The 25127-nt window shown below is 59.1% G+C and carries 24 protein-coding genes and 3 pseudogenes; 15 read left to right on the plus strand and 12 right to left on the minus strand.

Annotated elements, in window-relative coordinates; genetic code table 11:
• From RHM58_RS19860 to sctW, 4 genes and pseudogenes are all read right to left on the minus strand, one after another.
• Entirely contained in the window at positions 1-1350 is a 1350-nt protein-coding gene (locus tag RHM58_RS19860) for a FliI/YscN family ATPase (protein ID WP_322267937.1), read from the minus strand.
• The gene (locus tag RHM58_RS19865) at positions 1347-2225 is read right to left on the minus strand and encodes an FHA domain-containing protein (RefSeq protein WP_416195264.1); all 879 of its coding nucleotides are present in this window, start codon (positions 2223-2225) and stop codon (positions 1347-1349) included. The genes RHM58_RS19860 and RHM58_RS19865 overlap by 4 nt, the downstream gene beginning before the upstream one ends.
• A 98-nt stretch (positions 2226-2323) precedes the next feature.
• A pseudogene (gene sctV, locus RHM58_RS19870) lies at positions 2324-4424 on the minus strand (type III secretion system export apparatus subunit SctV).
• Positions 4424-5524, minus strand: coding sequence for a type III secretion system gatekeeper subunit SctW (gene sctW, locus RHM58_RS19875; protein ID WP_201257291.1), 1101 nt, complete (start codon positions 5522-5524; stop codon positions 4424-4426). The pseudogene sctV and the gene sctW overlap by 1 nt, the downstream one beginning before the upstream one ends.
• A gap of 245 nt (positions 5525-5769) precedes the next feature.
• On the opposite strand from sctW, the pseudogene RHM58_RS19880 reads away from it, so the two are divergent.
• From RHM58_RS19880 to RHM58_RS19890, 3 genes and pseudogenes are all read left to right on the plus strand, one after another.
• Positions 5770-6305 (plus strand): annotated as a pseudogene (locus tag RHM58_RS19880) (RNA polymerase sigma factor).
• Between the two features lie 82 nt (positions 6306-6387).
• A complete protein-coding gene (locus tag RHM58_RS19885) occupies positions 6388-8619 on the plus strand; it encodes a type III effector HrpK domain-containing protein (RefSeq protein ID WP_322267938.1) in 2232 nt (743 codons plus the stop codon).
• A gap of 50 nt (positions 8620-8669) precedes the next feature.
• Entirely contained in the window at positions 8670-10073 is a 1404-nt protein-coding gene (locus RHM58_RS19890; protein ID WP_322267939.1) for a hypothetical protein, read from the plus strand.
• A 32-nt stretch (positions 10074-10105) separates the two neighbouring features.
• Here the strand turns inward: RHM58_RS19890 and RHM58_RS19895 are convergent, their stop codons facing one another.
• Positions 10106-10816 carry an alpha/beta fold hydrolase gene (locus RHM58_RS19895; RefSeq protein WP_201257287.1) on the minus strand — a complete coding sequence of 237 codons (711 nt, stop codon included), beginning with the start codon at positions 10814-10816 and terminating at the stop codon, positions 10106-10108.
• A 143-nt stretch (positions 10817-10959) separates the two neighbouring features.
• Here RHM58_RS19895 and RHM58_RS19900 point away from each other — a divergent pair, with 143 nt between their 5' ends.
• Positions 10960-11415: a DUF2214 family protein gene (locus RHM58_RS19900; RefSeq protein ID WP_322267940.1), complete on the plus strand. Its 456-nt coding sequence runs from the start codon at positions 10960-10962 to the stop codon at positions 11413-11415.
• A gap of 181 nt (positions 11416-11596) precedes the next feature.
• Here RHM58_RS19900 and csrA read toward each other — a convergent pair whose 3' ends face one another.
• Positions 11597-11791 (minus strand): carbon storage regulator CsrA, encoded by a 195-nt coding sequence (gene csrA, locus RHM58_RS19905; protein ID WP_007938114.1) that lies wholly within the window; start codon positions 11789-11791, stop codon positions 11597-11599.
• 248 nt (positions 11792-12039) lie between these two features.
• On the opposite strand from csrA, the gene RHM58_RS19910 reads away from it, so the two are divergent.
• Positions 12040-12417 carry an SPOR domain-containing protein gene (locus RHM58_RS19910; protein ID WP_322267941.1) on the plus strand — a complete coding sequence of 126 codons (378 nt, stop codon included), beginning with the start codon at positions 12040-12042 and terminating at the stop codon, positions 12415-12417.
• A gap of 231 nt (positions 12418-12648) precedes the next feature.
• On the opposite strand, the gene RHM58_RS19915 is transcribed toward RHM58_RS19910, so the two are convergent.
• From RHM58_RS19915 to RHM58_RS19925, 3 genes are all read right to left on the minus strand, one after another.
• The gene (locus RHM58_RS19915; protein ID WP_201202307.1) at positions 12649-13338 is read right to left on the minus strand and encodes an endonuclease; all 690 of its coding nucleotides are present in this window, start codon (positions 13336-13338) and stop codon (positions 12649-12651) included.
• 4 nt (positions 13339-13342) lie between these two features.
• Positions 13343-13633 (minus strand): DUF1654 domain-containing protein, encoded by a 291-nt coding sequence (locus RHM58_RS19920; RefSeq protein WP_201202308.1) that lies wholly within the window; start codon positions 13631-13633, stop codon positions 13343-13345.
• 154 nt (positions 13634-13787) lie between these two features.
• Positions 13788-14876, minus strand: a complete 1089-nt coding sequence (locus RHM58_RS19925) for an asparaginase (RefSeq protein WP_201202309.1) — start codon at positions 14874-14876, stop codon at positions 13788-13790.
• A 347-nt stretch (positions 14877-15223) separates the two neighbouring features.
• Here RHM58_RS19925 and RHM58_RS19930 point away from each other — a divergent pair, with 347 nt between their 5' ends.
• The 8 genes and pseudogenes from RHM58_RS19930 to RHM58_RS19965 all read left to right on the plus strand — a co-directional run bounded on the left by RHM58_RS19930 (position 15224) and on the right by RHM58_RS19965 (position 22868).
• Positions 15224-15676, plus strand: a complete 453-nt coding sequence (locus RHM58_RS19930) for a hypothetical protein (RefSeq protein WP_201257284.1) — start codon at positions 15224-15226, stop codon at positions 15674-15676.
• Positions 15677-15872: 196 nt separating this feature from the next.
• Positions 15873-16828 (plus strand): annotated as a pseudogene (locus RHM58_RS19935) (sugar ABC transporter substrate-binding protein).
• Positions 16829-16885: 57 nt separating this feature from the next.
• Positions 16886-18439, plus strand: coding sequence for a sugar ABC transporter ATP-binding protein (locus tag RHM58_RS19940; protein ID WP_322267942.1), 1554 nt, complete (start codon positions 16886-16888; stop codon positions 18437-18439).
• The gene (locus RHM58_RS19945; protein WP_201202315.1) at positions 18436-19413 is read left to right on the plus strand and encodes an ABC transporter permease; all 978 of its coding nucleotides are present in this window, start codon (positions 18436-18438) and stop codon (positions 19411-19413) included. Before RHM58_RS19940 ends, RHM58_RS19945 begins: the two co-directional genes overlap by 4 nt.
• Before the next feature lie 3 nt (positions 19414-19416).
• The gene (locus RHM58_RS19950; protein ID WP_322267943.1) at positions 19417-20436 is read left to right on the plus strand and encodes a LacI family DNA-binding transcriptional regulator; all 1020 of its coding nucleotides are present in this window, start codon (positions 19417-19419) and stop codon (positions 20434-20436) included.
• Between the two features lie 40 nt (positions 20437-20476).
• On the plus strand, positions 20477-21394 hold the full coding sequence (rbsK, locus tag RHM58_RS19955; RefSeq protein WP_201202317.1) for a ribokinase: 918 nt from the start codon (positions 20477-20479) through the stop codon (positions 21392-21394).
• Complete coding sequence (gene rbsD / locus RHM58_RS19960) at positions 21391-21795, plus strand: D-ribose pyranase (RefSeq protein WP_201202321.1); 405 nt, start codon at positions 21391-21393, stop codon at positions 21793-21795. Before rbsK ends, rbsD begins: the two co-directional genes overlap by 4 nt.
• Positions 21796-21839: 44 nt before the next feature.
• Positions 21840-22868 (plus strand): nucleoside hydrolase, encoded by a 1029-nt coding sequence (locus tag RHM58_RS19965; protein WP_322267944.1) that lies wholly within the window; start codon positions 21840-21842, stop codon positions 22866-22868.
• A gap of 32 nt (positions 22869-22900) precedes the next feature.
• Here the strand turns inward: RHM58_RS19965 and RHM58_RS19970 are convergent, their stop codons facing one another.
• Positions 22901-23113, minus strand: a complete 213-nt coding sequence (locus RHM58_RS19970; RefSeq protein ID WP_201188749.1) for a hypothetical protein — start codon at positions 23111-23113, stop codon at positions 22901-22903.
• 132 nt (positions 23114-23245) lie between these two features.
• Here RHM58_RS19970 and RHM58_RS19975 point away from each other — a divergent pair, with 132 nt between their 5' ends.
• Together RHM58_RS19975 and RHM58_RS19980 are read left to right on the plus strand one after the other, a co-directional pair.
• The gene (locus tag RHM58_RS19975) at positions 23246-23551 is read left to right on the plus strand and encodes a hypothetical protein (protein ID WP_201202326.1); all 306 of its coding nucleotides are present in this window, start codon (positions 23246-23248) and stop codon (positions 23549-23551) included.
• 166 nt (positions 23552-23717) lie between these two features.
• Complete coding sequence (locus RHM58_RS19980) at positions 23718-24038, plus strand: I78 family peptidase inhibitor (protein WP_201202327.1); 321 nt, start codon at positions 23718-23720, stop codon at positions 24036-24038.
• A gap of 72 nt (positions 24039-24110) precedes the next feature.
• Here RHM58_RS19980 and RHM58_RS19985 read toward each other — a convergent pair whose 3' ends face one another.
• Both RHM58_RS19985 and RHM58_RS19990 read right to left on the minus strand, forming a co-directional pair.
• Positions 24111-24323: a cold-shock protein gene (locus RHM58_RS19985; RefSeq protein WP_003179963.1), complete on the minus strand. Its 213-nt coding sequence runs from the start codon at positions 24321-24323 to the stop codon at positions 24111-24113.
• Positions 24324-24614: 291 nt separating this feature from the next.
• Complete coding sequence (locus tag RHM58_RS19990) at positions 24615-24917, minus strand: hypothetical protein (RefSeq protein ID WP_201202328.1); 303 nt, start codon at positions 24915-24917, stop codon at positions 24615-24617.
• Positions 24918-25127: the final 210 nt, after the last annotated feature.

The following is a 25127-nucleotide window of genomic DNA, read 5'->3' on the forward strand; positions in this document are numbered from 1 at the left end:
TCAATCCGGTAACTGCGAAGTGAGTTGCGTGAGCAGTTCCAGGGTGGTTTCCAGTGGCACCGGTTCGCGCAGGTCCTGGCGCAGAAAGTCATTGATCGCGTCGTTGAGTTGCACCGCGCAATCGGTGACCGGGTCGGACCCCGGCTGGTATTCCCCCAGGCGCAGCAGCATCTCCACTTGCCGATAGGCCGCCATCAAGCGACGCAGGCGATTGTTGGCTTGCTGGTGCTCGCGGCCGGTGACGTTGCTGAGGATCCGGCTAATGCTGGCGGGCACATCGATGGCCGGGTAATGCCCGCGCTCGGCGAGTTTGCGTGAGAGCACGATATGGCCGTCGAGCAGCGAGCGCACTTCGTCGGCCACCGGATCATTCATCGAATCCTGCTCGATCAGCACCGTGTAGATCGCCGTGATCGAGCCGTTTTCGCTCATGCCGGCGCGCTCGACCAGTTGCGGCAACAGGGTGTACACCGACGGTGGCAAACCACCCCGGCCCAAGGGCTCGCCGGCCGCGATGCCGATCTCGCGTTGGGCGCGGGCAAATCGGGTCAGGGAGTCGATCAGCAACAAGACTTTCATGCCGCGCTTGCGAAAAGCTTCGGCGATGGCCGTGGCGGTGAACGCGGCACGGGCGCGTTCCATGCTTGAGCGGTCGGAAGTGGCACAGATCAGCACCGAACGCTGGCGCAGGGTGTCGTCCAGTTCATGGTCGAGAAATTCGCGCAACTCGCGACCGCGCTCACCGATCAAACCGAAGACGATCACATCGCAATCCATGTTGCGCGCCATCTCGGCCAGCAGTGTGGTCTTGCCGCAACCGGCCCCCGCGAACAGCCCAACCCGTTGGCCTTCGCCCAGCAGAATCGCGCTGTCGATGGCGCGAATGCCAGTGGGCAACGCCGAGCTGATCCGCGGCTTTTGCATCGGTGGCAAGGCGTCGGCGATCACCGGGGTGGTGGTGCGTCGGTCATAAGGACCGGCAAATGCACCGTCGCCATCCCCCAGCAGCGGCCGGCCGAAACCGTCGAGCACGCGACCGAGCAAACTGTCGTCGACGCCGATGCGGTGGGCCATGCCCAGCGGCCGGATGCGCGCGCCGACCTGGATGCCGTCCGGCGTGCCCAAGGCACTGAGCAAGGTGCATTGCGTGGTGAAACCGACGATTTCGGCAAGCATGGTGCTGCCATCGGCCTTGCTCACTTCGCACAAGTCGCCAATCTTCGCCGCCGGCACCTGGCATTCCAGCAGAATGCCGTTGACTGCCGACACACGGCCACTGATCCGCACCGCCGAGCAGCTCGACAGTCGCGAAGTCTGTTCGCGGGTCCATTGCGCCAGGGCTGCATTCACCAGCGCACCTCGACATGTTGGTCGCCGTCGAACTCGATGCGCTGATCGTCGATGCGGCTCAGGCGCAGACCGTTCAGCACGTCGCCGATGTACAGCCGCTGGCCCTCGCTGGTGACCAGGTGGGCGTTGGTGCCACTGATGATCTGCACGATCACGAAGGGCAGGCCGGCACCGGCCGTGGCGACCTGGTCGAGCAGCGGCACCGGCAGTTCGTAGCGCTCTTTGAAGCGTTGCAGCATCCGCTGATAAACCAGCAACGCGTCATCTTTCAGGCCACCCTTGAGGATCAGGCCTTCGGCGCTGTCTTCGATGCGCACGTCGGTCAACAAGCGATCGCTGAGCAACGCGTTGAGCTGACGACGTACCGCTTCGCGGGTGGCCAGTTTCACCTTCGACGCAGACGTGGCTCCGGGCGTTTTCGGCTGGCCGGCCGAGGTCGGCGCGACGATAGCGGTCGCGGGCGCGGTGATGGCCTCGGTTGACTGATTGGAAGCGCTGCGACTCAAGCCCCAGGCGCTGCCCATGATGCCCACCAGCACGCCGACAATGACCGCGCCGATACGGTCGAACCGCGTCGAGCGTGACGAAACTTTCTCCAGGGGCGGCGAATTTCCGGGGTTTTGCGGGTCGCTTTCGGTCTGTGCAAGCACTGGCACCAGCGGCCAGGCCTGCTCTGCCGCCGACAGGCACAACCAGACATTGCCCAGGGCAAACGTCTGGTTCGGCGCCAGTTCGGTCACCGTGCGTGCATGGCCTTCCTCGTCGTTGATCAGGCTGTCTTCGGCGTTAAGCCGCCAGCCGTCCTCGGTGCGGGTCAGACGGCAATGCAGGGCGGCGACGCCGGGGTCGTACAGCGCCACGATCGTGATCGGCATCGGCTCGATCGCCACTGTTCGCCAATCAATGGCAACGCGGCGCCCTGGTGCAGGCCGCTCAATACTCGCAGTTCAAACATCACGACAGTCTCCAGGCATCAGGCCGCATAGTCGTCCTCCAGCACTTCCTGGTCTTCTTCCAGGTCGAAACGGCCCATCACTTTCACCTCGGCGACGTTGCTGATCTCGGCGAAGGACAGCACCGGGACATGGTGGAATTCGTCCTGCAACAAGGTGCGTAAGGGGCTGCGCAAGTCCTGGGCCACCAGCAGCACGGCACGTTCAGCGGTGCGCAGGGGAAAGGCGATGCGCAGTTGCTGCACCAGTTGCAGGCTTGATTCATTGCTCAGGGCAAAGAAGGTTTCGGTCTGGGTCTGGCGCAGGCTGTCGCGCAGGATGCCTTCGCTTTCCGGGGTCAGCAGCCACACCAGCAAACCGTTGGCGCCGCAGTATTGGTTGTAGATCAGCGATTTGAGGGCGATGCGTACGTAGTCGGTGAGGGCGGTGATGTCGCGTTCGTGCTGGCCGTGTTCGATCAGGGTTTCGGCGATCACCCGGATCGCCCGCAACGGCACGCATTCGGACGCCAGCCGTTGCAGTACGGAAGAGAACCGCGCCAGTGGCAGCACTCGCTGCATTTCCTGGGCGAGTTCCGGTTGCTCGGATTCCAGCCAGCCGAGGATCGCTTTGGTTTCCTGCAACCCGATGAACTGCGGCCCGCAAGCCTGTAATGCGCGCTCCATGCGCTCGACGATCAGGGTGCTGGCGCTGATGGTTTCCACCGGGCTTTGTTGCAACTGCGCGGCGTCGGCCGGCAACCACAGCCATTGGCTTTCCTGACGCTCAAGGCTGCCGGCCACTGCGTGTTCGAATTGCCCGGCATCCAGAGCATCGACATCGATGGCGACGTGGGTCTGGTTGAACGTGGCCTTAAGCATCGGCACTTCATAGACCGAGAAACGGAATTCGTCCGGTGCCAGGTGTTCGGCGGTTTCGATGATGAACGACGGTAAGGTCAGGCCGTAATGCACCACCAGGCGATTACGCCGTTGACGGATTTCGCTGACCAGCGCGTCGATCTGCGCCCTGTTCTGCTGGGGATGGAACTGCAACAGAAACTGCCGGCTCGGGGTAAAGGTGCGCAGGTCTTCGTTGCCGTTGTCCTCCGGCGCCACGGCGACCGGTTGCTCCTGCGTGGATTTGGGTTTGGCGCTGTTGCAGTTGCAGCACGCCCCCCAGGCTACAGATGATCGCGATCACGATGAACACCGCTGTCGGCATCCCTGGCATCGCCGCAAAACCAAGCATCGCCACCGACGCGATGATCCAGGCCTTGGGCTGGCTGGTGATCTGCTCGGCGATCTCGCGGCCGATATTGGCTTCCACGCCCGGATTGTCGTTGGACACGCGGGTGATGATCATCCCCGAGGTGACGGAAATCAGCAGCGCCGGAATCTGCGCAATCAAGCCATCGCCAATGGTCAGCACGGTGTACAACTGCACCGCGTCGCCAGCGGTCATGCCGTGCTGAATCACGCCGATGGCGATCCCGCCGATCATGTTGATCGCGACGATAATCAGGCTGGCAATCGCATCGCCGTTGACGAACTTCATTGCCCCGTCCATGGCGCCGAACAACTGGCTTTCCTTGCCCAGTTCCGAGCGTCGGCGGCGGGCTTCATGGACGCTGATCAGGTTGGCGCGCAAGTCGGCGTCGATCGCCATCTGCTTGCCGGGCATGGCGTCGAGGGTGAACCGCGCGCCGACCTCCGCCACCCGTTCCGAACCCTTGGTGATCACCAGGAAGTTAACCACGGTGAGGATCATGAAAATCACCATGCCCACCGCCAGGTTACCGCCGACCACGAACTGCCCGAAGGCCTCGACGATGTGCCCGGCGTCCTGATCTAGCAGGATCAAACGGGTGGTGGAAATCGACAGCGCCAGGCGAAACATCGTGGTGATCAGCAACACTGAGGGGAAGGTCGAGAACGCGAGCGGGCGGGGCAGGTGCATGGCCAGCATGATCAGCAGGCAGGAAATACAGATGTTGATGGCGATCAGAATGTCCACCAGCCAGGTCGGCAGCGGCGTGATCATCATGAACACGATGGCGAGCACGACGAACGCGCCGACGATCTCCGAGCGACGCATGGCCGCCAGGGCGATCTGGTTCAGCACATTGATAATCTGTTCCATCAGGCGGGGCTCCCCTTGGGCAGGTCCTGCTCTTGGCGTGTGAGCTCCGCCATCAACGTCAGCAGGTTGCCCAGGGCGTTCTGTCGGGCCTTGAGATCGCGCCACAACAGAATGGGCAGCTGCTGCAGCATCGGACGCAGACCGTTGAGAAAAGCCAGTTGATGCTTGAGGTGTTTGCCGCCAATGAATTGCGCCAGTTGCAGCGTTTCATGCAGGTTCATGCCCTTGCCCGACAGCGTCAGCAGGTGCTTGAGGAAGGTCGGTGCATTCAACTGCAACGCCGGGTTCTTGCCGCGCATGCGGCCGAGCAAGTGCTCGCTGGTTTGCAAAAGGGTCGCGACATGGCGAGCCGTGTTCAGGCCGTGCATGAGGTTGCGCAATTGTTGCTGGGTGCTCGAGGGGCTCAGGGCTGCGAGGTCGTCGGCAATGGCGCCGCGCAGGTCGCGCAGGGTCGGTGCGAATTGCCGTTCGCCTTCTTCCTGGCCGAGCAGGGTGTCGATCAGGCTGGAAATGCTTTGCTGGCCGACTACGCCCGAGTAGTACAGGTCTCGCAGCGTCTGTCGGCGTCGCGGGTTGAGGCTGGACTTGGCAAAGGCCCGGGCGGTGTTGATGCCGGCCTGGGCCTTGTTGCCGTGTTCGCGACGCAGCAGCTTGAGTTGCTGATTCAGGTTGACGTGTTCGCCGCTGGCCCCTTCGTTATAGGCCTGGCGCGAGGCTGCTTGCAGCATCACGTGGGCCTTGGCGGCGTCGTCACCACTGAGTGCCAAAACTTGCGCAAGGGTCGGCGTCTGGTTCTTCAACTGCTTGCGCAGTTCCCGCGCCGCGCTGTCGAGGCCCTTGTCCTGGCTGCCCATCAGCAGCTGATAAAGCTCCCCCAGTTTGACGGCCTTGGACTGCAAGGCATTGGTGCTGGCCATCAAGTCGCGCTGGCTCAGGGTCCGGCTCTGCTGAATCAGCGCCGAAGCAAACCGCGTGACCTGTTGGGTCGATGTCCCCTGATTGGTCGGGGGTGTGCTCTGGGCAAGCAGTGCCGCCGACCTGACAGGCGTCGCCGGGGCCGGTTGCTGGACATGGGGAATGTTCGGAGCCGCGATCTTCATAGCGCATTTCTGTCAGGGGTCATGCGCAGTGAGTGGGTCGTCCTGGCCATCCGGTTCCATGTCGGCGGCAAACGGAACATCTGTGCCAGATCCAGTATTGGATCCAATCGGCTTGTGCAAGAACTTGCACAGAAATCATCAGTAACGGTTTTAAAAATCGTTAAAAATCAAACAAGTACATAAATGTGTCAATTGGCATACAAATCGCTATAGCCCTGGGACATATCCTGAAATGGTTTATAGCGATGCTTTCCAGCAATTCGATGACCTGTCCAGCTCCTGTTTCCGGCCTCCGTCAGCTCAATACCGAGCAGGTGCACAAGCTGAGAATCTTCATCAAAAAAAGGTGATGAACCTTGATGATGTGGAGGACATCCTCCAATGCACGTTTCTCGAAGCGCTGCGTAATGAGCATAAATTTCGCTACGACTCCCAGCCGCAAACCTGGTTGTGCGGCATCGCGCTGAACCTGATTCGTAACCACTTTCGCAAACTGTACAAACAGCCCTTTCAGGAAAGCTGGGAAGACCGCGAAGAGCTGGAGGTTAGCGATGGTTGCGACATTGGTGCGCAAGTGGATGATCACCGACAGTTGGCGCGCGTCGTCCTGGCGATTGGCGCGTTGCCGGTGACCATGCAGCAAGTGCTGCGGGTCAGCCTGGAAATGGACGGCAACTATCAGGACACCGCCTCGAGCCTGGGCGTACCCATTGGCACCGTGCGCTCGCGTTTGTCCCGGGCGCGGGAACAACTCAAGCGCAGCGTGCCCTGTGTTTTTTGAAACTCATTCACCTCAAGTTGGGAACCGCATGAGCCTGTCCTGCCACACATCGGCATTGTCCGACTGAAAATGGCGAACCCTCATGCGCATTTCCAACACTCCGTTCCCCGCAACCGCCTCTCCATTGTTGGGCGGTGACAAGCCTTCGCGGCCAGCGTTGGAGAATGCCAAACCTAGCGTGATGTCCGCGCCGGGTGGTGGTGTGCAGTTCGGACAACAGGCCGGGTCCCAGACACTGGCCAGCCCAGCCAAAGACGCTCAATCGCCGAACCTGTTGGGCCTGGTGATGAAGCGTTTGCTCGGTGGCGATGAAGGCACTACGCCCGCGAGCAAACTCACCGATACCACCCCGGCTACCCGTACTGCCGCCGTAACGTCGACGACCGATGCCACGGCGCCTTCGTCCAACCCGGCGGCGGCCAGCAGTCCCGAAGCCCAGTTACTCGACGACTCGAAATACTCCTCACCCAAGGAGCTCGAACGCTGGGCACCCCTGGTGGCGGACTTGCCGCCGGAGCAGCGGGAGCAAGCGGCCAAGGAACTCAATCGACCGATTGCCGCCGCCCTTATGGCCACTGAAAAAGGCCCGGATGCGGCCAAGGCGATGAAGTTCATCAACGACAATCCGGCCCTGAAAACCGCCGTCGATACCGGCAAACACGGCGGCAAGGCGGACGGCAAAATCACTGACGGCGACCTCAAGGCGTTTGCCAAGAAGATGCAAGGTGCGGCCGACAACGCTGACAAGGACCTGGCTAATTACCAGAAGGACCATCCCAATGCTGATCCTCAGTCGTTGCAGATGGTCCGCTCGGCCTCGTTGTTGCAGGCCAACGGTCCGCTGGCCAATGCTGCCGATCCCAAACATGCGGCCGGCGCGGAGGGTAAAACCAAAGTCGATCAGTACATGGACGCCGACGGCCTCAAGGCTTTGCAGGACAACAACCCCGGGCTCGCCGGACCGCTCAAACAAGCCTCGAAAACCTGGTCGCAGCCGGGCCTGCTCAACCTGCTTGATCAGGGTGGACTCAAAGGCCGGGACCTGGCCACCCATGGCCCGGACAAGAAATTCGATGCAGCGAACATCAGCAACTGGATCAAGAACCAGGCTCCCACCAATGGCGGCGAGTTCGCCGGGATGCTCAGCGACGCAGCGACCCTGAATGCTGTCGCTGGCACTGATATCAGCAAACTGGGTAAAGAGGTTTTCGAGCAGCCGCAGAACTACACCGGCGCCGAGAAAGCGGCGGTGATGGTCAAGTTGCAACAGACCCAGCAGAGCGTTGTTGCCGGTTCCGATCTACGCAAAACCGGCAAGACCGAAGACGCTCTGGCGGAAAAGATCGGCCAGTTGCAGGACGATCCCGATGTGCAGACCTACATGAGCCAGGCCATCCCCAGTCAGGAACGAGCCCTGGTGGCCAGCGACCCGTCCCTGGAAAAAGCCGTGAAGGGCCAGTTGCAAAACGTAGTGAGTGGCCAGGCCCTGCGCAACGACATGAACAGCGCCGACAAGACCTCGAAAAAAGACGCCGCTCCCGACTACAGCGGCGCCATCGGCGGGCTATCGGCGCAACTGCAAATGCAGCAGGACTTGCTGGGCCCCGACGCTGATCTGCCGACGGCTGCGCAAGTGGTCGGCAACCAGCCCGATGTGCAGGGCAAGCTGCAACAGTCCTACGTCAGCAATTTCAGTGAGGGCGGTTCGCTCAAGCAGTTGCTGGGACAGAAAAAGGCCGACGCCGGGCAGTCCCTGCAAACCAGTGATGCGCAAAAAGCGGCCTATGACGCGGTGCTGCCACAGAGCTTCGTCCAGCGTCAGCAAGCGAGTTATGTGGACGCCACGGTCGGCCAGTTACAGCAGTCGAAAAAAGGTCGCGAGTTACTCGAAAACGTCGGTGATGCGACAGGTCAGTCCGGCTCGGTTTCCGATGCCGTTGCGCCGAAAAACAAGGCCCAGCAAGTCAAGGATGCCTACGACAACACCAAGCAGGGTCTTTCGACGGCCAAGGATGGCGTTGATGCGGTGCGCAAATTGGCTGGCCGTGAAGCGTCGGCCGGGCTCGGGCGCATGGCCGGTTCTATCGGCGGACGGATTGCCGGGGCCGTTGCCGGTGAGGCAGCAGGGCTGGCGGCGGCTTCGGCCATCGGCGCGGCTGCCGGTCCTGTGGGTTGGGTGATCGACGCGGCCATGAGCATCGGTTTCGGCATCGCGGCGATTGTCGAGGCAGTGAAAAAGCACTCCGCGCAAAAGCAATTCGACCACAACGTCGATCCGACCCTGGAGCAGTTTGGAATTCCCAAGGCGCACTGATCGAACGTTCTATTTGATCTCAACGCTTCACTCCAACAAAAGGAATGTCCATGGACCCGTTATCTTCCAGCCGTACACAACCTTTGATCGATCGCAACGAGATCGAAATGCAGCCGCCCACATCCACCAACGCTGCCGCATCCACCAGTGCTACCGCAGCGATAACCAGTGGCGATCCGCAGGTCCTGCACGACCTTAAGACAAAAATGACCGAGCTGTTCAGGGGTGACCGAACCGATACAAACGGGGAAGCAATGGACGCGCTGGTGGAAGGGCGGGCCAACAGACTGCATGAATTGAATTATTCCTCCGCTGACGTCGATCGTCTGTTGGACAAGGCCGAACGTATGGACCGAGTGACGGTTCCGACCCAGGGCGCTGTCGGTGGCTTGCCGTTTGGTGTGGTCACCGTGGTGCTCGACAAAGTGCCAGGGGTAACAGCCGACGCCACCGGTAACCCGGGGTATACCGGTTTTATCGCCGGGGCGATGTCCGGCGCGGCCGATGTGGTGGGCGGTGGGGTGCTCGCTAAAACGACCGAAGATTCGCTGTGGCTCAAAGCGCCGGCTGACAAGCTTGAAACGATTATGGCTGACTCCCAAAAGGCCAAATCGGAGGCTCATCCGATCAAGCAGGCCGGGCAAAGCGCCCTGGCCCTCCAGACATTTTCCGTGCGTAACGTCGTTCGTCTGGGGGCAGCGGCAGCGCTCAATGCAACGGCCGGGCCTAAAGTTGCCGCTGCATTCGATACGGCCATTGGTTCGGCCGGCGGGATGGTGGCCGGCGCCGGGTATGCGGTGCTCATGCACAACAATCAAAAAGCCGCGGGACTGGTCGGCGGGGCGCAGTTGTTCGGGCGCAAAGACTGGGAAGATCAATTCAAGGAGCTGGACAAGTGCAGTCCTTCCCGGCCTTACATCAACGGCGCCAAGCGCGCCGCCAAATTCCCACTGGACGTTGCGACCGAGACCTTGAGCTCTGTGCGCAAGGTGTTTGAAGGCGGCAACCTCCTGACTAACGGCGGCGCGCTGGCTGGAGGTTTCGCGCTGACAGGCATGGCGCGTAACGCGGCCAAGCAGGCGGCACTCAATCAGGGGCTGCCGAAGGGGGCCGTTGCCGCGGCGGACCATGCGGTGAACGTCGCGGGTTCGGCGTTGACCTTCGCCGCCTACGGTGCTGCCGGTGTGCTGGCCGGAAAAGCGGCGGACAAAGGCGTCAAGGTTATTCAGGAAGACATTCCGCCCAAGGCTCTGAAGCTGGCCAAAAAAGTCCAGGATGGTATTGAGGAAGGGGCGAAGGATACGGGCGAATTTGTCGAGAATAACTATAACTCGGCCAAGAAAGGCTTTCAGGAGGCCGGCACTGCGATCAAGGGGGCTTATACCTCCGGTACGCAAGCGCTGGGTCTGCGCGAGCGTCGGGTACCTACCGGTGATGGTACAGACCAGGTGTGATGGGGATGCCCCGACATGAAAATGTCGGGGCATCAGTGAGTTTGTCGCGTTTGTAAAAACTCAACGATCACCCGCGCAGCTTTATCGGGGGTCGCCTGAAGCAGGCAGTGCGGCGCCTCGACTTCGATCACTTGTACCTGCGGTTTTAGTTCGCAGATCCGCAGCGAGGCAGTCTTCGGCACCACCCGATCCTGGGTTGCACGCAGATAAACAGCGGGAACTTTGATTTGGGACAGTTGCGTCGATACATCGACTTTGAGCACCGATCGCAGTCGCTTGCGCATCACCGAAGGACTGACCTTGTTGATCGCCCGACTCAGTGCGGTGCGTAGGGCGGCGGTGGAAAATCGGCCGAGTAATAACGGGCTGAGCCAGCGGGTAGGCACCAGACCCATGGGCAGAATCTCGACCAGAAATCCCAGGCGATTGAACAGCGGCCGCGGGTTGCTGGCAAAGGTGCAGCAGAGCACCAGCCCGACCTGCCGAGGCAGATTCAAGGCCGTCAGAGCAATGGCGATCGGCCCCGAGAAGGATTCGCCCAGCAACACGAACGGCCGGTCAGTGGGCAGCGATTGCCTGGCAATGGCTTGCAGTTCCCCATAGTTCAACGGGATGTCGCAGGGGTAAGTCACCACAACGATGTCGCAAGCTTGCCCCATGGCCGCCACGAAAGGCTGGAACAGTTCACCCGTTCCATCCATTCCCGGTAGCAGGACCAGCGTCGGCAGGTTTGATCGGTTCATGTATTCCTTCCTTGGCGAATGGCCATTCTGCCCATTTGGTCCACATCACGCTTCGAAAAATCCCCCTTCGGTCTATGGGCAGATTTCCGGGTTTTGGACTACTACTGACGAACCCTTTTCCATTCCCCTGTCTGGAGCATTCAATGCTATCTCACTGGTTTCTTGCGGCGATCCACCTCTTGGCTGTGGCCTTGGGTCTTTGGGCGGTGCTCACTCGCGGCACGGCGTTAAGCCGCTTGGCCGCTGGAACGGCGCAGATTCGTAGCGTGCTGGTCGCGGATAACGTGTGGGGGATTTGTGCCGGGATTTTGCTGGTCACGGGACTGATGCGAGCCTTCGGTGGGTATGAAAAAGGCACCGACTACTACCTTCATCAGCCGCTGTTTCATCTCAAGATGACGCTGTTCGTGATCATTTTGCTAATGGAACTGGCGCCGATGATCACCTTGATCAAATGGCGGATCGCGTTGGGGCGTGGCGCTTCGATTGACCAGGGACGGGCGAAACTGTTTGCCCGGATCAGCCACACGGAAGCCCTGTTGCTGATGCTGATGATCATCGCAGCCACCGGCATGGTGCGCGGTGTGACCTTCGGCTAGCAACGCTGATTCGTCGGGTTTAAAGCGAATAGTCTGACAGCCAAGGCGTGGCCGACGCCGGTAGTATCGGCTTAACGAAAGGGGGAGGGACAGGAGGCGAGTGCTCAGCAGAACGCCGAGCATGAATCTTTAGCCAGCCATTGCGCTGAAGCGAACGGGCTGGCTACTGATGCAGCAGGACTCAGGGGGTTTGTGGCTTGTCTGGTGCGGTCAGACCGGCCTGAATGCGCTGATAGATTTCTTCGCGATGTACGGCAACATCTTTCGGGGCGTTGATGCCAATCCGGACTTGCTGGCCGCTAACGCCCAGAATAGTGATCGTAATGTCATCACCGATATTTATGCTTTCACCGACTTTGCGGGTGAGTATCAGCATGGTCTTCTCCTTGATTGCTTGTAGGGCACCTGATTCAGACAGTGCAGAGGTCGGTGTAGTTATAGATTAGTGCGAAGTCTCACAGTTTGGGTGCCTCTTTCTGACGCGCAGATGCTGCATTAATTCCCAAGGCGTAACTATACAGAGGCCGCAACCATCATTCTCGTTGTTTTAAGGCCATTTTGCGGCACTCGGGAAGTATTCATGAATGTTAAAATCCGCACTTTCAGCATTCAGAGGGAAACGTTGTGCGCAAAATGGCCTTGGTAATCGCAGTATTGGCGTTGGCGGGATGTGGTGAGGGCAAGGAAGCGAGCACTCAAAAGACGCCATCCAGCGCAGTTTCCGTACAGGCTTCAGCTCCTGTTCCGGCAGCCGGTCCGCAATGGGATCTCGAAGTGCGCGGCGAAACAACCCAGGCAGTCAGCGACCTCAGCGGCTGGTTGATCGAGCACAGCTTCGTTTCCAATGTGGTTCGGGAAAACGGCAAGGACCGGATCCTGCTCGGGCCGTTCGGATCCAAAGCCGAGGCCGAGGCGCGTCAGGCTGACTTAAACGCGGCGCTGACCAAGGCGAAAAAGATGAACATCGAATCGCTGATCATCGAGCGTCCGGCGGCTCAGTAACCGCACAACTGTTCAGGCGCCGTTCAGCAGCGACTCTTAAAAGGGGAGCTGGAGGACGTCAACGTGGACGAGGAGATCCTCAGGGGAGCCTCCGAATCGGCCAGCGATGGTTTCTACGGCTGGGTCGCCTCTCAGCCTGATGGGCTACTGGCGCTACAACAAAGTCGGTGGTTAGAAACAAAAAAAGGCCTAGGGTTTAATGCCCGAGGCCTTTGTGTTTTCAGCGGTTGTTCAACCACAGGCTTTCATGTTTACCGGGCCGACAAACTCATTACCGCGACCCATCACGCAGGCCACGCTCTGGTTGCGCTGGCGCTCCCAGGCTTGCACCGGGTAGGTCTTGTTCCAGGCTTCATACAGTTGGCGATCCTGTTTGGACAGCTTCAAGCCGTACTGCTTGCTCATGTAGAAATACGTCCGGGCGATCATCCCGCGTATCGAAGGGCGCGGCATGACCTTCTTGGCCTTGAAGTCGACCTGCGTCAGGCACGAACCGTATTGGCCCGATTGTACCGGCAGCCAGCCAAAGCTGAAGTTGCTGCGGTCGCCATTCACCTCGCCGATGCTCGGCACCAGGTTGTGCAAGTCGGCCTCGGCCTTCTGATAAGTCGGGTCGTAGCGCGTGCAGTTTTTGCGTCCGCCCGACTGCCAGCATTGGCGCTGATGACCGATCTGCCAGGCGGGGACAATGTGTTCCCACTCGATGCGCGAGGCGCGCTTGAGGCTTTTGCGCGGCACATACCCACAGGCGGCGAGGTCCACCTTGTTACCGGTGTATTTGCAGCCGCAATAAAACTCGGTGGATTGCGGTGCGTAAAGCTTCCAGGCGACTTTCTTGGCTTCGTTGAAGGTGCGCGGAGCGCCAGCCTGGGCGCCCATGGCGATGAACAGAAACAACAAAGCAAAACAACGGACACTCATTGACTCAATCTTCCTTCGGCACAACCCAAAAAATCTGCACGCCGCCATCGTCGCGATAGGCGAGGGTGACGTTATCGTTTTCGTCGATTTCTTCGAGCAGTTGTTCCCACTCATCCACCGGTTCGTCAGGAAGACGGAAGATCAGGGCGGCTTTGGCTTTCTGGGCACTTTGGGAATTGATGATTTTTTGGACGCGAATGCCCATGCGTTGATAGGAGTCAGGAGAGGCGGAAGTGGTGGCCACAGGATTATCCTTATTAAGCTGTACGTGCATACAGTATTTAACTGTAAGCATTTTCGCAACTGCTTAAAATTCAAGAAAATCCTCTGACAGTGGTTTTTTCCGTTTGGTGTAAGACGGTCAGGATTTTTTGTAGGACTATGACCCCTCGCCAGAGTGGCGAAGGGTGTAAGCGGTGCCCGACCGGAGCTGGTCGGGCGAGGGCGGATCAGTATTCCCAGAACATCCGTTGCAGCTCTTTGCTGTCATTGGTTTTGGTCAGCGCGACCATGGCCAGGATCCGGGCTTTTTGTGGGTTGAGGTCATGCGCTACAACCCAGTCGTACTTGTCATCAGGCTGTTCAGCGTTACGCAGTACGAAACCGCCGGCGTTGACGTGGGACGAGCGGATGATTTGCACGCCGTCCTTGCGCAGGGCCTGCAGGGTTGGAACGACGCGCGAAGACACCGAGCCGTTGCCGGTGCCGGCGTGAATGATCGCTTTGGCGCCCGATTGAGCCAGGGCTTTGTAGGCGACATCGCTAACGTTGCCGTAGGAATAGGCGATTTCGACGTCAGGCAGGCTCTTGATGGTTTTGATGTCGAATTCCGAATCCATGGTGTGACGCTTGGCTGGCAGACGGAACCAGTAGGATTTGCCTTCGACCACCATGCCCAGCGGGCCCCAGGCACTTTTGAAAGCCTCGGTCTTGATGTTGATCATTTTGCTGACGTCGCGACCGGACTGGATTTCATCGTTCATGGTCACCAGCACACCTTTGCCGCGTGCTTCTTTGCTGCTGGCCACGGCCACGGCGTTGTAGAGGTTCAGCATACCGTCAGCCGACATCGCAGTGCCTGGGCGCATGGAGCCGACCACGATGATCGGCTTGTCGGTTTTTTCCACCAGGTTCAGGAAGTAGGCGGTTTCTTCCAGGGTGTCGGTGCCGTGGGTGATGACGATGCCATCGACGTCTTTGCTGTCGGCCAGTTCTGCCACGCGACGACCCAGTTGCAACAGGTTGTCGTTGGTGATGCTTTCAGAGGCGATCTGCATGATCTGTTCGCCACGCACATTTGCCAATTTGCCGAGTTCCGGCACGCCGGCAATCAGTTGCTCGATACCGACTTTGGCCGCTTGATAAGTGGCACTGTTGGCCGCGCTGGCGCCAGCGCCGGCGATGGTGCCGCCGGTGGCGAGGATCACCACATTAGCCAGTTTCTGTTGGGTTTCGGCTTCTTTCGCTTGAAGGGCGGTCGGCAGGAGCAGCAGGAGGGCCAAAGCGCCCGGAATAAAAGTGTTGAATACAGATTTCATTATTTTCTCTCTAGTAGTGACGGTGCTGATGCAGGTTCATCTAGATGCGCCCCCGGCAGATCTGAACGCCTGGGGTGCACGAGTAGGAGCAGGATCTGTACCAGCCGTACTTTGAATGAGAAAAAACTTTAATCTGCTGATTTATATAGGTATTTTTGTGATTGTCGGGACAGGTTCACATCTTGTTGTCCGGGTTCTCGAACACGTTTGGTGTTTGTGTTCGGTTCTCCGAAAAAACCTACGACTTTCGTTGAGAAAATCGCCTTGCGAAATTTCAGACCGCTGCTAAAGAAATTCGCGTTCAGGTCGATGCTCCTTTAAAGGACCTTACTTTTTCAGGAGCTCACATGTCGTTATCCGTCGGTATTCCGAATGCTGCAGGCATCACAATCGGTGGCAAATCAGCCGCTACCATCCGAGCGTTGAACGAAGCTACAGCGGAGGCGGCAGATAAAGCGCTGGGTGTCAGCAAGGACGACGGCAAGCAAGTCAAGACAAGCGCCGTGGGCCTGGCATCGGGTGCAGATGCGCAGGAAGTCCCGGACAACACCAGTGTGACGGTGAAAATGCTGCTCAAGCGCATGCAAGAGCTGCAACAGCAACTGCGCGAGGAGCAGCAACAATTGGCGGCAGCCCAGGCGGCTTCTTATCCAACGCCGGAAGCCAAGACCACTGCGGTCATGGGTGTTCAGGGCCAAATAGCCGAAACCAACGGCGCTTTGATGGAGGTATCCGCCGCCTTGGTCAAGGAGATGTCCAAGGGCTCCGGTAGCGGGTCGGTGGTCAACACCTCGGCCTGATGTGATTGCCCGGTTTTTGCCAACCAGTACAAAAAATTGGTCGTTTCTGCTCGTTGACAAATCCCTGCAGGGTTCGCATAGTTCGGTCTACGCAAACGTTTGCGCGGCGTTCCCGATGACTTGATTCATCGGCGACGCCCTGAAGCTACGCCAGCGCAAGCGTTGCTCACAATAATCATAAGATCGGAGTGAACCCATGAAGCTGCCATTCGCTGGACGTCTTCTCGCTGTCGCTATGCTGGCTGCCGCATCCGCCGCTTTGCCCTCTCTTCGGCTTTCGCCGACACCCCCGAAAAACCTAAAGTTGCCCTGGTCATGAAATCCCTGGCCAACGAATTCTTCCTGACCATGGAAGACGGCGCCAAGGCCTACCAGAAGGAACACTCCGCCGATTTTGACCTGATCTCCAACGGCATCAAGGACGAAACGGACACGAGTAACCAGATTCGCATCGTCGAGCAGATGATTGTGAACAAGGTCAATGCTCTGGTCATCGCACCAGCAGACTCCAAGGCTATGGTCCCGGTGCTCAAGAAAGCCGTCGATGCCGGTATTACCGTGATCAACATCGACAACCAACTTGATCCGGCCGTCGTCAAAAGCAAGAACATCACCATACCGTTCGTAGGCCCGGACAACCGCAAAGGTGCGCGTCTGGTGGGCGATTACCTGGCCAAGCAACTGAAGGCCGGTGACGAAGTTGGCATCATCGAAGGCGTGTCCACCACCACCAACGCCCAAGCCCGCACCGCAGGCTTCAAGGATGCGATGGAAGCGGCCAATATCAAGGTTGTCTCGTTGCAGTCCGGCCAATGGGAAATGGACGGTGGTAACAAAGTCGCCGCTGCAATCCTCAGTGAATACCCGAACATCAAAGCCCTGCTGGCCGGTAACGACAACATGGCCCTCGGCGCCGTTTCCGCCGTCCGTGCAGCGGGCAAGGCTGGCAAGGTTCAGGTAGTCGGTTACGACAACATCAACGCCATCAAGCCGATGCTCAAGGACGGCCGCGTCCTGGCGACCGCTGACCAGTTCGCTGCCAAGCAAGCCGTGTTCGGCATCGAGACTGCGCTGAAAATCATCAAGGGCGAGAAAGTCGACAGCGGCACCAACGGTGTGATCGAAACTCCGGTAGAGCTGGTTACCAAGTAGTCCTTCTGGCGACACAACGGTGCTCGCCCGTCCGGGCGAGCGCATGGAGAGTTTTTTATGTCAGTTTGCGCCCCGAACGCTGTCCTCTCGGTCAGCGGTATCGGTAAGACCTATGCCCAACCGGTCCTGACCGGCATCGACCTGACGCTGATGCGCGGTGAAGTGCTGGCGCTGACCGGTGAGAACGGCGCCGGCAAAAGCACCTTGTCGAAGATCATCGGCGGGCTGGTCACGCCGACCACCGGCCAGATGCAATTCCAGGGTCAGGAATACCGCCCCGGCAGCCGCACCCAGGCCGAAGACCTGGGCATTCGAATGGTCATGCAAGAACTCAATCTGTTGCCGACGCTGTCGGTGGCGGAAAACCTGTTTCTCGATAACCTGCCCAGCAGCGGTGGCTGGATCAGTCGCAAGCAACTGCGCAAGGCTGCGATCGAGGCCATGGCCCAAGTCGGTCTCGACGCGATCGACCCGGACACCCTGGTCGGCGAGCTGGGCATCGGTCATCAGCAAATGGTCGAGATCGCCCGTAACCTGATCGGCGACTGCCATGTGCTGATCCTCGACGAACCGACCGCGATGCTGACGGCTCGTGAAGTCGAGATGCTGTTCGAACAGATCACTCGCCTGCAAGCCCGCGGCGTGTCGATCATCTACATCTCCCACCGCCTCGAAGAACTGGCGCGAGTGGCACAGCGCATTGCCGTGCTGCGTGACGGCAACCTGGTCTGCGTCGAGCCGATGGCCAATTACAACAGCGAGCAACTGGTCACCCTGATGGTGGGCCGTGAGTTGGGCGAACACATGGACTTGGGGCCGCGCAACATCGGCGCGCCGGCGCTGACGGTCAAAGGGCTGACCCGCTCCGACAAGGTTCGCGATGTGTCTTTCGAAGTGCGCGCCGGTGAGATCTACGGCATTTCCGGGCTGATCGGGGCAGGGCGCACCGAGTTGCTGCGCCTGATCTTTGGCGCCGATACCGCGGACAGCGGCACGGTCGCGCTGGGTTCTCCGGCTAAAGTCGTCAGCATCCGTTCGCCGGCTGATGCGGTCGGTCACGGCATCGCCCTGATCACCGAGGACCGCAAGGGCGAAGGCCTGCTACTGACCCAATCGATCAGCGCCAACATTGCCTTGGGCAACATGCCGGTGATTTCCAGCGCGGGCGTCGTCAATAACGGTGACGAGATGGCACTGGCCCAACGTCAAATCGACGCGATGCGCATCCGCAGTTCAAGTCCAACACAACTGGTGTCCGAGTTGTCCGGTGGCAACCAGCAGAAAGTCGTGATCGGCCGTTGGCTGGAGCGCGATTGTTCGGTGATGTTGTTCGATGAGCCGACTCGCGGTATCGACGTCGGCGCCAAGTACGACATCTATGCCTTGCTGGGTGAATTGACTCGCCAGGGCAAAGCGTTGGTGGTGGTGTCCAGTGACCTGCGCGAGCTGATGCTGATCTGCGACCGGATCGGCGTGTTGTCTGCGGGGCGCCTGATCGATACCTTCGAGCGCGACAGCTGGACCCAGGATGATTTGCTTGCCGCCGCTTTTGCCGGCTACCAAAAACGTGATGCGTTGCTCAACGAAGCAGCGCCTAGGGATCTTCCATGAAAACTGCAGCATCTGCCGGTAAACGTAGTGGCAATTTTTACGGGCTAGGCACCTACCTGGGCCTGGCCGGTGCCTTGCTGGCGATGGTCGCGCTGTTCTCGGCCCTGAGCAGCCATTTTCTGTCGTATGACACCTTCAGTACCCTGGCCAACCAGATCCCCGACTTGATGGTATTGGCGGTCGGCATGACGTTCGTGTTGATCATCGGCGGTATCGATCTGTCGGTCGGTTCAGTGCTGGCGCTCGCAGCTTCAGCGGTCAGCGTGGCGATTCTCGGCTGGGGCTGGAGCGTCTTGCCCGCAGCGTTGCTCGGCATGGCGGTTGCGGCACTGGCCGGGACCATCACCGGTTCGATCACCGTGGCCTGGCGAATCCCGTCGTTCATCGTGTCCTTGGGCGTGCTGGAAATGGCCCGTGGTCTGGCGTACCAGATGACCGGCTCGCGCACGGCTTACATCGGTGATGCCTTTGCCTGGCTGTCCAACCCGATTGCCTTCGGTATTTCGCCGTCGTTCATCATTGCCTTTGTGATCATCATCGTCGCCCAGGCTGTGTTGACCCGGACTGTGTTCGGTCGTTACCTGATCGGCATTGGCACCAACGAAGAGGCCGTGCGTCTGGCCGGGATCAATCCAAAACCCTATAAGATTCTGGTGTTCAGCCTGATGGGCTTGCTCGCCGGTATCGCCGCGCTGTTTCAGATTTCCCGTCTGGAAGCGGCGGACCCGAATGCCGGCTCCGGCCTGGAGCTGCAAGTGATCGCCGCTGTGGTGATCGGCGGCACCAGCCTGATGGGCGGCCGCGGTTCGGTCATCAGCACGTTCTTCGGTGTATTGATCATCTCGGTATTGGCGGCGGGCCTGGCGCAGATTGGTGCGACCGAACCGACCAAACGCATCATCACCGGTGCGGTTATCGTGGTGGCGGTGGTGCTTGATACTTATCGCAGTCAGCGCGCAAGCCGGCGGACCTGATTCATGGCAACGATCAAGGATGTGGCGGCACTTGCAGGGATTTCCTACACCACGGTGTCTCACGTGGTGAACAAGACGCGGCCGGTCAGTGAAGAAGTGCGGGTGAAAGTCGAGGCAGCGATCAAAAGCCTCGACTACGTCCCCAGCGCCGTCGCGCGTTCGTTAAAAGCGAAAACCACGGCGACCATCGGTTTGCTGGTGCCCAACAGCCTCAACCCGTACTTCGCCGAACTGGCCCGGGGCATCGAGGATTACTGCGAGCGTAACGGCTACTGCGTAATCCTCTGCAACTCCGACGATAACCCGGACAAGCAGCGCAGCTACCTGCGGGTGCTGCTGGAAAAACGCATCGACGGCTTGATCGTTGCCTCGGCCGGTGGCGATGCCGTGCTCGCTGAAGGTCTGGCGGGCGTGCGCACGCCGATGGTGATTGTCGACCGTGGCCTGGAAGGTGTGAATGCCGATCTGGTGCGCATCGACCACGAATACGGCGCCTACCTGGCGACCCGGCATCTACTGGAGTTGGGGCATCGGGACATCGCCACAATCGGCGGGCCGGCGGACACCAGTGTGGCGCAAATGCGTCTGGCCGGTTACTGCCGGGCGTTGAAAGAGGCGGGCGTCGAAGTGCCCCGCGAGCGCATGCTGGAAAGCGACTTTACCAGCACCGGTGGCTACACAGCCGCCGCGATCCTGCTGGAAAAGAACCCGCCCAGCGCGATTTTCGCCGGTAACGACATGATCGGTATCGGTGTGCTGCGCGCGGCCGCCGAACGCAATATTCGCGTGCCCACAGAGTTGTCGGTGATCGGCTTCGATGACATCCAAATGAGCCGTTATGTTTATCCGGCGCTGACCACCGTGGGCCAGTCGATCCTGCAGCTAGGTGAGATGGCTGCCGAGGTGCTGTTGCGAAGGATTGCCACGCCGGACCTGGCCACTGATCAACGGATCGTGACCCCAAGTATTGTCTTGCGGGAGTCGACTGCACCGCTGGCTGGTGTGTTTGCTGAGTACCGCTAAACAAAAGCACCGCTGAAACCGAATTGATGAGTAATGATGTATGCCAGCAAAAGTAGTGGTAATAGGCAGCTTGAATATGGACCTGGTGACCCGGGCGCCACGGTTGCCCCGTGGCGGTGAAACGCTGATTGGTCAGTCGTTCACCACGGTCTCTGGCGGCAAGGGTGCGAACCAGGCCGTGGCCGCCGCGCGACTGGGTGCCAAGGTATCGATGGTCGGCTGCGTCGGGACCGACGCTTATGGTCAAGAGCTGCGCGGGGCATTGTTGGCGGAACGGATCGATTGTCAGGCGGTCAGCATCGTCGATGGCGCCAGTGGCGTGGCGTTGATTGTGGTTGATGACAACAGCCAGAACGCGATCGTGATTGTCGCCGGTGCCAACGGCGCGCTGACGCCGCCAGTGATCGACCGTTTCGACGCGGTGCTGCAAGCGGCGGACGTGATCATCTGTCAGCTGGAAGTGCCGGACGCCACCGTCGGTCATGCGCTCAAGCGCGGCCGTGAGCTGGGCAAAATCGTGATTCTCAACCCGGCGCCGGCCAGTCGTCCGTTACCGGCGGATTGGTATGCGTCCATCGACTACCTGATCCCGAATGAAAGCGAGGCGTCGGCCCTGAGTGGTTTGCCGGTGGATTCCCTCGACACCGCGCAAACCGCCGCGACCCGATTGATCGCGATGGGCGCCGGCAAGGTGATCATCACCCTCGGTGCCCAAGGCTCCCTGTTTGCCAACGGCACAGGTTTTGAGCATTTCCCTGCGCCGACAGTGAAGGCAGTTGATACAACGGCGGCCGGCGACACCTTTGTCGGCGGTTTTGCCGCTGCCCTGGCTTCCGGCAAAAGCGAGGCCGAGGCGATCCGTTTCGGTCAAGTCGCAGCAGCACTGTCGGTCACCCGAGCGGGGGCGCAACCTTCGATTCCTACTTTGTCCGACGTACAGGCCTTTAAAATCCCATGAAAAAGACACCTTTGCTCAACGTCGCGCTGTCGCGGCTGATCGCGTCCCTGGGTCATGGCGACATCGTGGTGATCGGTGATGCTGGCCTGCCAGTGCCGCCGGGCGTCGAACTGATCGATCTGGCACTGACCCACGGTATTCCGGATTTCATCAGCACCTTAAAAGTGGTGCTCAGCGAAATGCAGGTCGAAAGCCATGTACTCGCCCAGGAGATCCTCGACAAGCAACCGACGGCCCTGGCGACACTGGAAGAGCTGAATGCCGAAGGTGCCTTGGGCCGGCGCGACTTGCTCAGCCATGATCAATTCAAGGTCCTCAGCCGACAGGCGCGGGCGATTGTTCGTACGGGCGAATGTCAGCCGTACTGCAACATCGTGCTGGTGTCCGGGGTGACGTTCTAACTTGCTGTAACCCTTTCTGCTTTCCCACGCACAAGGAGTGCGCTATGCACCGCTATGCTCAGAAACTGCATCATCTGCTCCGGAGTCTGCTGCTTTTGTCCCTGATTACCGCAACAAGCGCCCAGGCGGCGGAAAAGATCGACTTGATCATCGACACCGACCCGGGTGCCGACGACGTGGTCGCCTTGCTGTTTGCCCTGGCCTCGCCGGAAGAACTGAACATTCGCGCACTAACCACCGTCGCTGGCAACGTGCGCCTGGACAAGACTTCGCGTAATGCACGCCTGGCCCGCGAGTGGGCAGGGCGCGAAGAAGTGCCGGTCTACGCTGGCGCGCCGAAGCCGCTGATGCGCACGCCGATCTACGCCGAGAACATCCATGGCAAGGAAGGCCTGTCGGGTGTCACCGTGCACGAACCGAAGCAAGGCCTGGCCAAGGGGAATGCGGTCAATTACCTGATCGATACCCTTAAAACTGCCAAACCCCACAGCATCACCATCGCCATGCTCGGTCCACAGACCAACCTGGCCCTGGCGCTGATCCAGGAACCTGAAATCGTTCAGGGCATCAAGGAAGTGGTAATCATGGGCGGTGCGCACTTCAATGGCGGCAACATCACCCCGGTGGCTGAATTCAACCTGTTCGCTGACCCGCAGGCTGCGGAAGTGGTGCTCAAAAGTGGGGTGAAACTGACCTACCTGCCGCTGGACGTGACCCACAAGATCCTCACTAGCGACGCGCGCCTGAAGCAGATCGCCGCGCTCAACAACAATGCCGGCAAGATCGTGGGCGATATTCTCAACGAATACGTCAAAGGCGACATGGAGCACTACGGTATTCCGGGCGGCCCGGTGCATGACGCCACCGTCATCGCTTACCTGCTGAAGCCGGAGCTGTTCACCGGTCGTTCGGTCAATGTGGTGATCGACAGTCGTGAAGGTCCGACATTCGGCCAGACCGTCGTCGATTGGTATGACGGCCTGAAAGCACCAAAGAATGCTTTCTGGGTTGAAAACGGCGACGCTCAAGGCTTTTTCGATCTGCTGACCCAGCGTCTGGCTCGTTTGAAGTAAGCCGCAGACCCGCAGGTGCCAGCCTGCGGGTTTTACTCCCTTTCTGAATCCACCACGCCGGGGTAGTCGGCCGGGTATTTCTCGAATATCTGGGCGATGAACGACTGGGCGGCTTGTGTTCCCAGTTCCTTGACCAGTAGGTCGATGCCAATGATTGCCAACTCTTCCGGGCTGCCCGGGCTGTAGGAACTGTGGCCCTGTGCCCACTTGGCTTTGATGTCGGCGTCGATACTTACGGTGGTCATGATGGCGCTCGTGAAGTCGGGAAAGTCTGAGTGTCGAGTTAACCATTTTGCGCAGCGTTTGGCACTCCGACTTAGGCATGAGGGAAGGGCTATGCGACACTTGGCCTTTGATGGATTTTCAAGGACCGCGCTGTGCAGATCGATTTGAATACTCCCGACGGCTTGACCCTTGAGGCCGTGCGCCAGCTCCTGGCCTCTGCCAGCGACGATGAGCACACGCAGTTGCGGGTAACCAAGGGCGGCATCGCTTACATTTCGTCGGGCGTTGTCGGCGGCACTGATATCAATGGTCTGCTGTTTCGCCTGGAGACGTGGGCCAAGGGCTCGGGTTATGTGGGATTAGTCGCCGCCAGTGACGAGGTCTGGGTCATGCAGATCTTCAACGCGCTGAAAGAGAACTGGCCGAATCCGCTTTACGACTACATCGACGTCTATTGAGTGCTGTTCATATTCAGTCACGATTGAGTGATGAACGATGCTGCGACGCTCAGGCAAACTCGCTGACCGTCCAGATTGGGGGCAGGGTGACAGTACTGTCCGTGAAACCAAACGCCAGATTGGCGGTCGCACGATCTCAGATTAACTATTTAAAGAAGGAGGCTTCATGCCTTGGAAGCTCGCGTCATTGGGTACTTTGTTGGCCGTTGCCATGCTGGCCGGTTGCAGCACTCCCTCCACCGAGTCGACAGCAAAAGACCCTGTGGTGACCGACACCGGTCACAGCCGTTGTGATTCAAAGGCTGCAGAATTCACCATCGGCAAAAAGGCCTCGCCAGAACTGCTGGAGCAGGCACGTACTCGCGCGGGCGCGCAGAGTGCGCGGATTCTCAAGCCCAGCGATATGGTGACCCTGGAGTATCGCTCCGATCGCTTGAACCTGAACACTGACGACAACTTGGTGATCACGCGCATCAACTGCGGCTGATACCGTCAGGCTTTTGTTTCGCCCATAAAAAACCCCGTCACATGGACGGGGTTTTTTTAGTGCGCCAGAAACTTACTCTGGGCGAACTTGTGCAGCTTGCATACCCTTTTGGCCTTTCTCAGCCACGAAGGAAACGGTCTGGCCTTCTTTCAGGCTTTTGAAACCGTCGCTTTCGATAGCTTTGAAGTGTACGAACAGGTCGTCACCGCCACCTTGAGGAGTGATGAAGCCGAAGCCTTTTTCATCGTTGAACCATTTAACGGTGCCGGTTTGGCGATTAGACATGGTGTATCTCCAAGAAACATATATTTTCAGTAGTACTGTGCTGCTCAGGCCAACTGGGCACACGGGACTATCATAGTCGAAATGTACGGTTTGGGAGCCCCCGCAGGTGCTGTTTGCCCTTAAACCGTGCTTTCTTTGCTGCTTGATCTGGCTGTAAGCCCCGTTTTAAAAGGCTTTCAGCCAAAAGTAAAGACGATAAAAAAAGCTGTAAAACCTGTATAAAATGTCCGAAAAAGCGACGCTCGGGCTCTTTTTACAGTCATCGGTGGCGTAAAAACGACTTCGCCTGGCTTATTTTTTCTCACCATTCTCGAGCCTGCATGTGGCAATTTTTTCCATTGCCTGTTTCCCCAGTGCGTCACTGGCCGTGCCGTTCATCAATGCCGTAAGGTCACTGGCAGGATATGATTTGAGCTGATCGGCGCCGCAACCACACACGGCTTTTGCCTGAGCGTTACTGATCTTCTTTTCGGCAGCAGGAACGCACTGGGCCATGTATTTATCCCGCTCGCCCTTCGGCCAATCGGCATGGGCCGCCAGAGGCAGCAGAAGGACGAGAGGGGCGACTACTGCGAATAAACGATTCAGACGCATGCTTGGATGCTCCTTGTGGGTCAAATGTCTTGTTATCTGATGGATAAAACCGGGTTCAAGTTCAGCACTCTGGCATAAAAAGCGTCGTTTTACGCTGGCATAAGGCGTGGGTGCATCGACGACCGTTCATCTGTGCTAGGATTCTGCGCTCGTGCTTTTGCAGGCTCCGGCTGACATTCAGTCCCGGCAGCGGCAACTGTACGAATAACC

Source organism: Pseudomonas sp. 10S4, assembly GCF_034344865.1.
In the GTDB taxonomy this organism is placed as follows: domain Bacteria; phylum Pseudomonadota; class Gammaproteobacteria; order Pseudomonadales; family Pseudomonadaceae; genus Aquipseudomonas.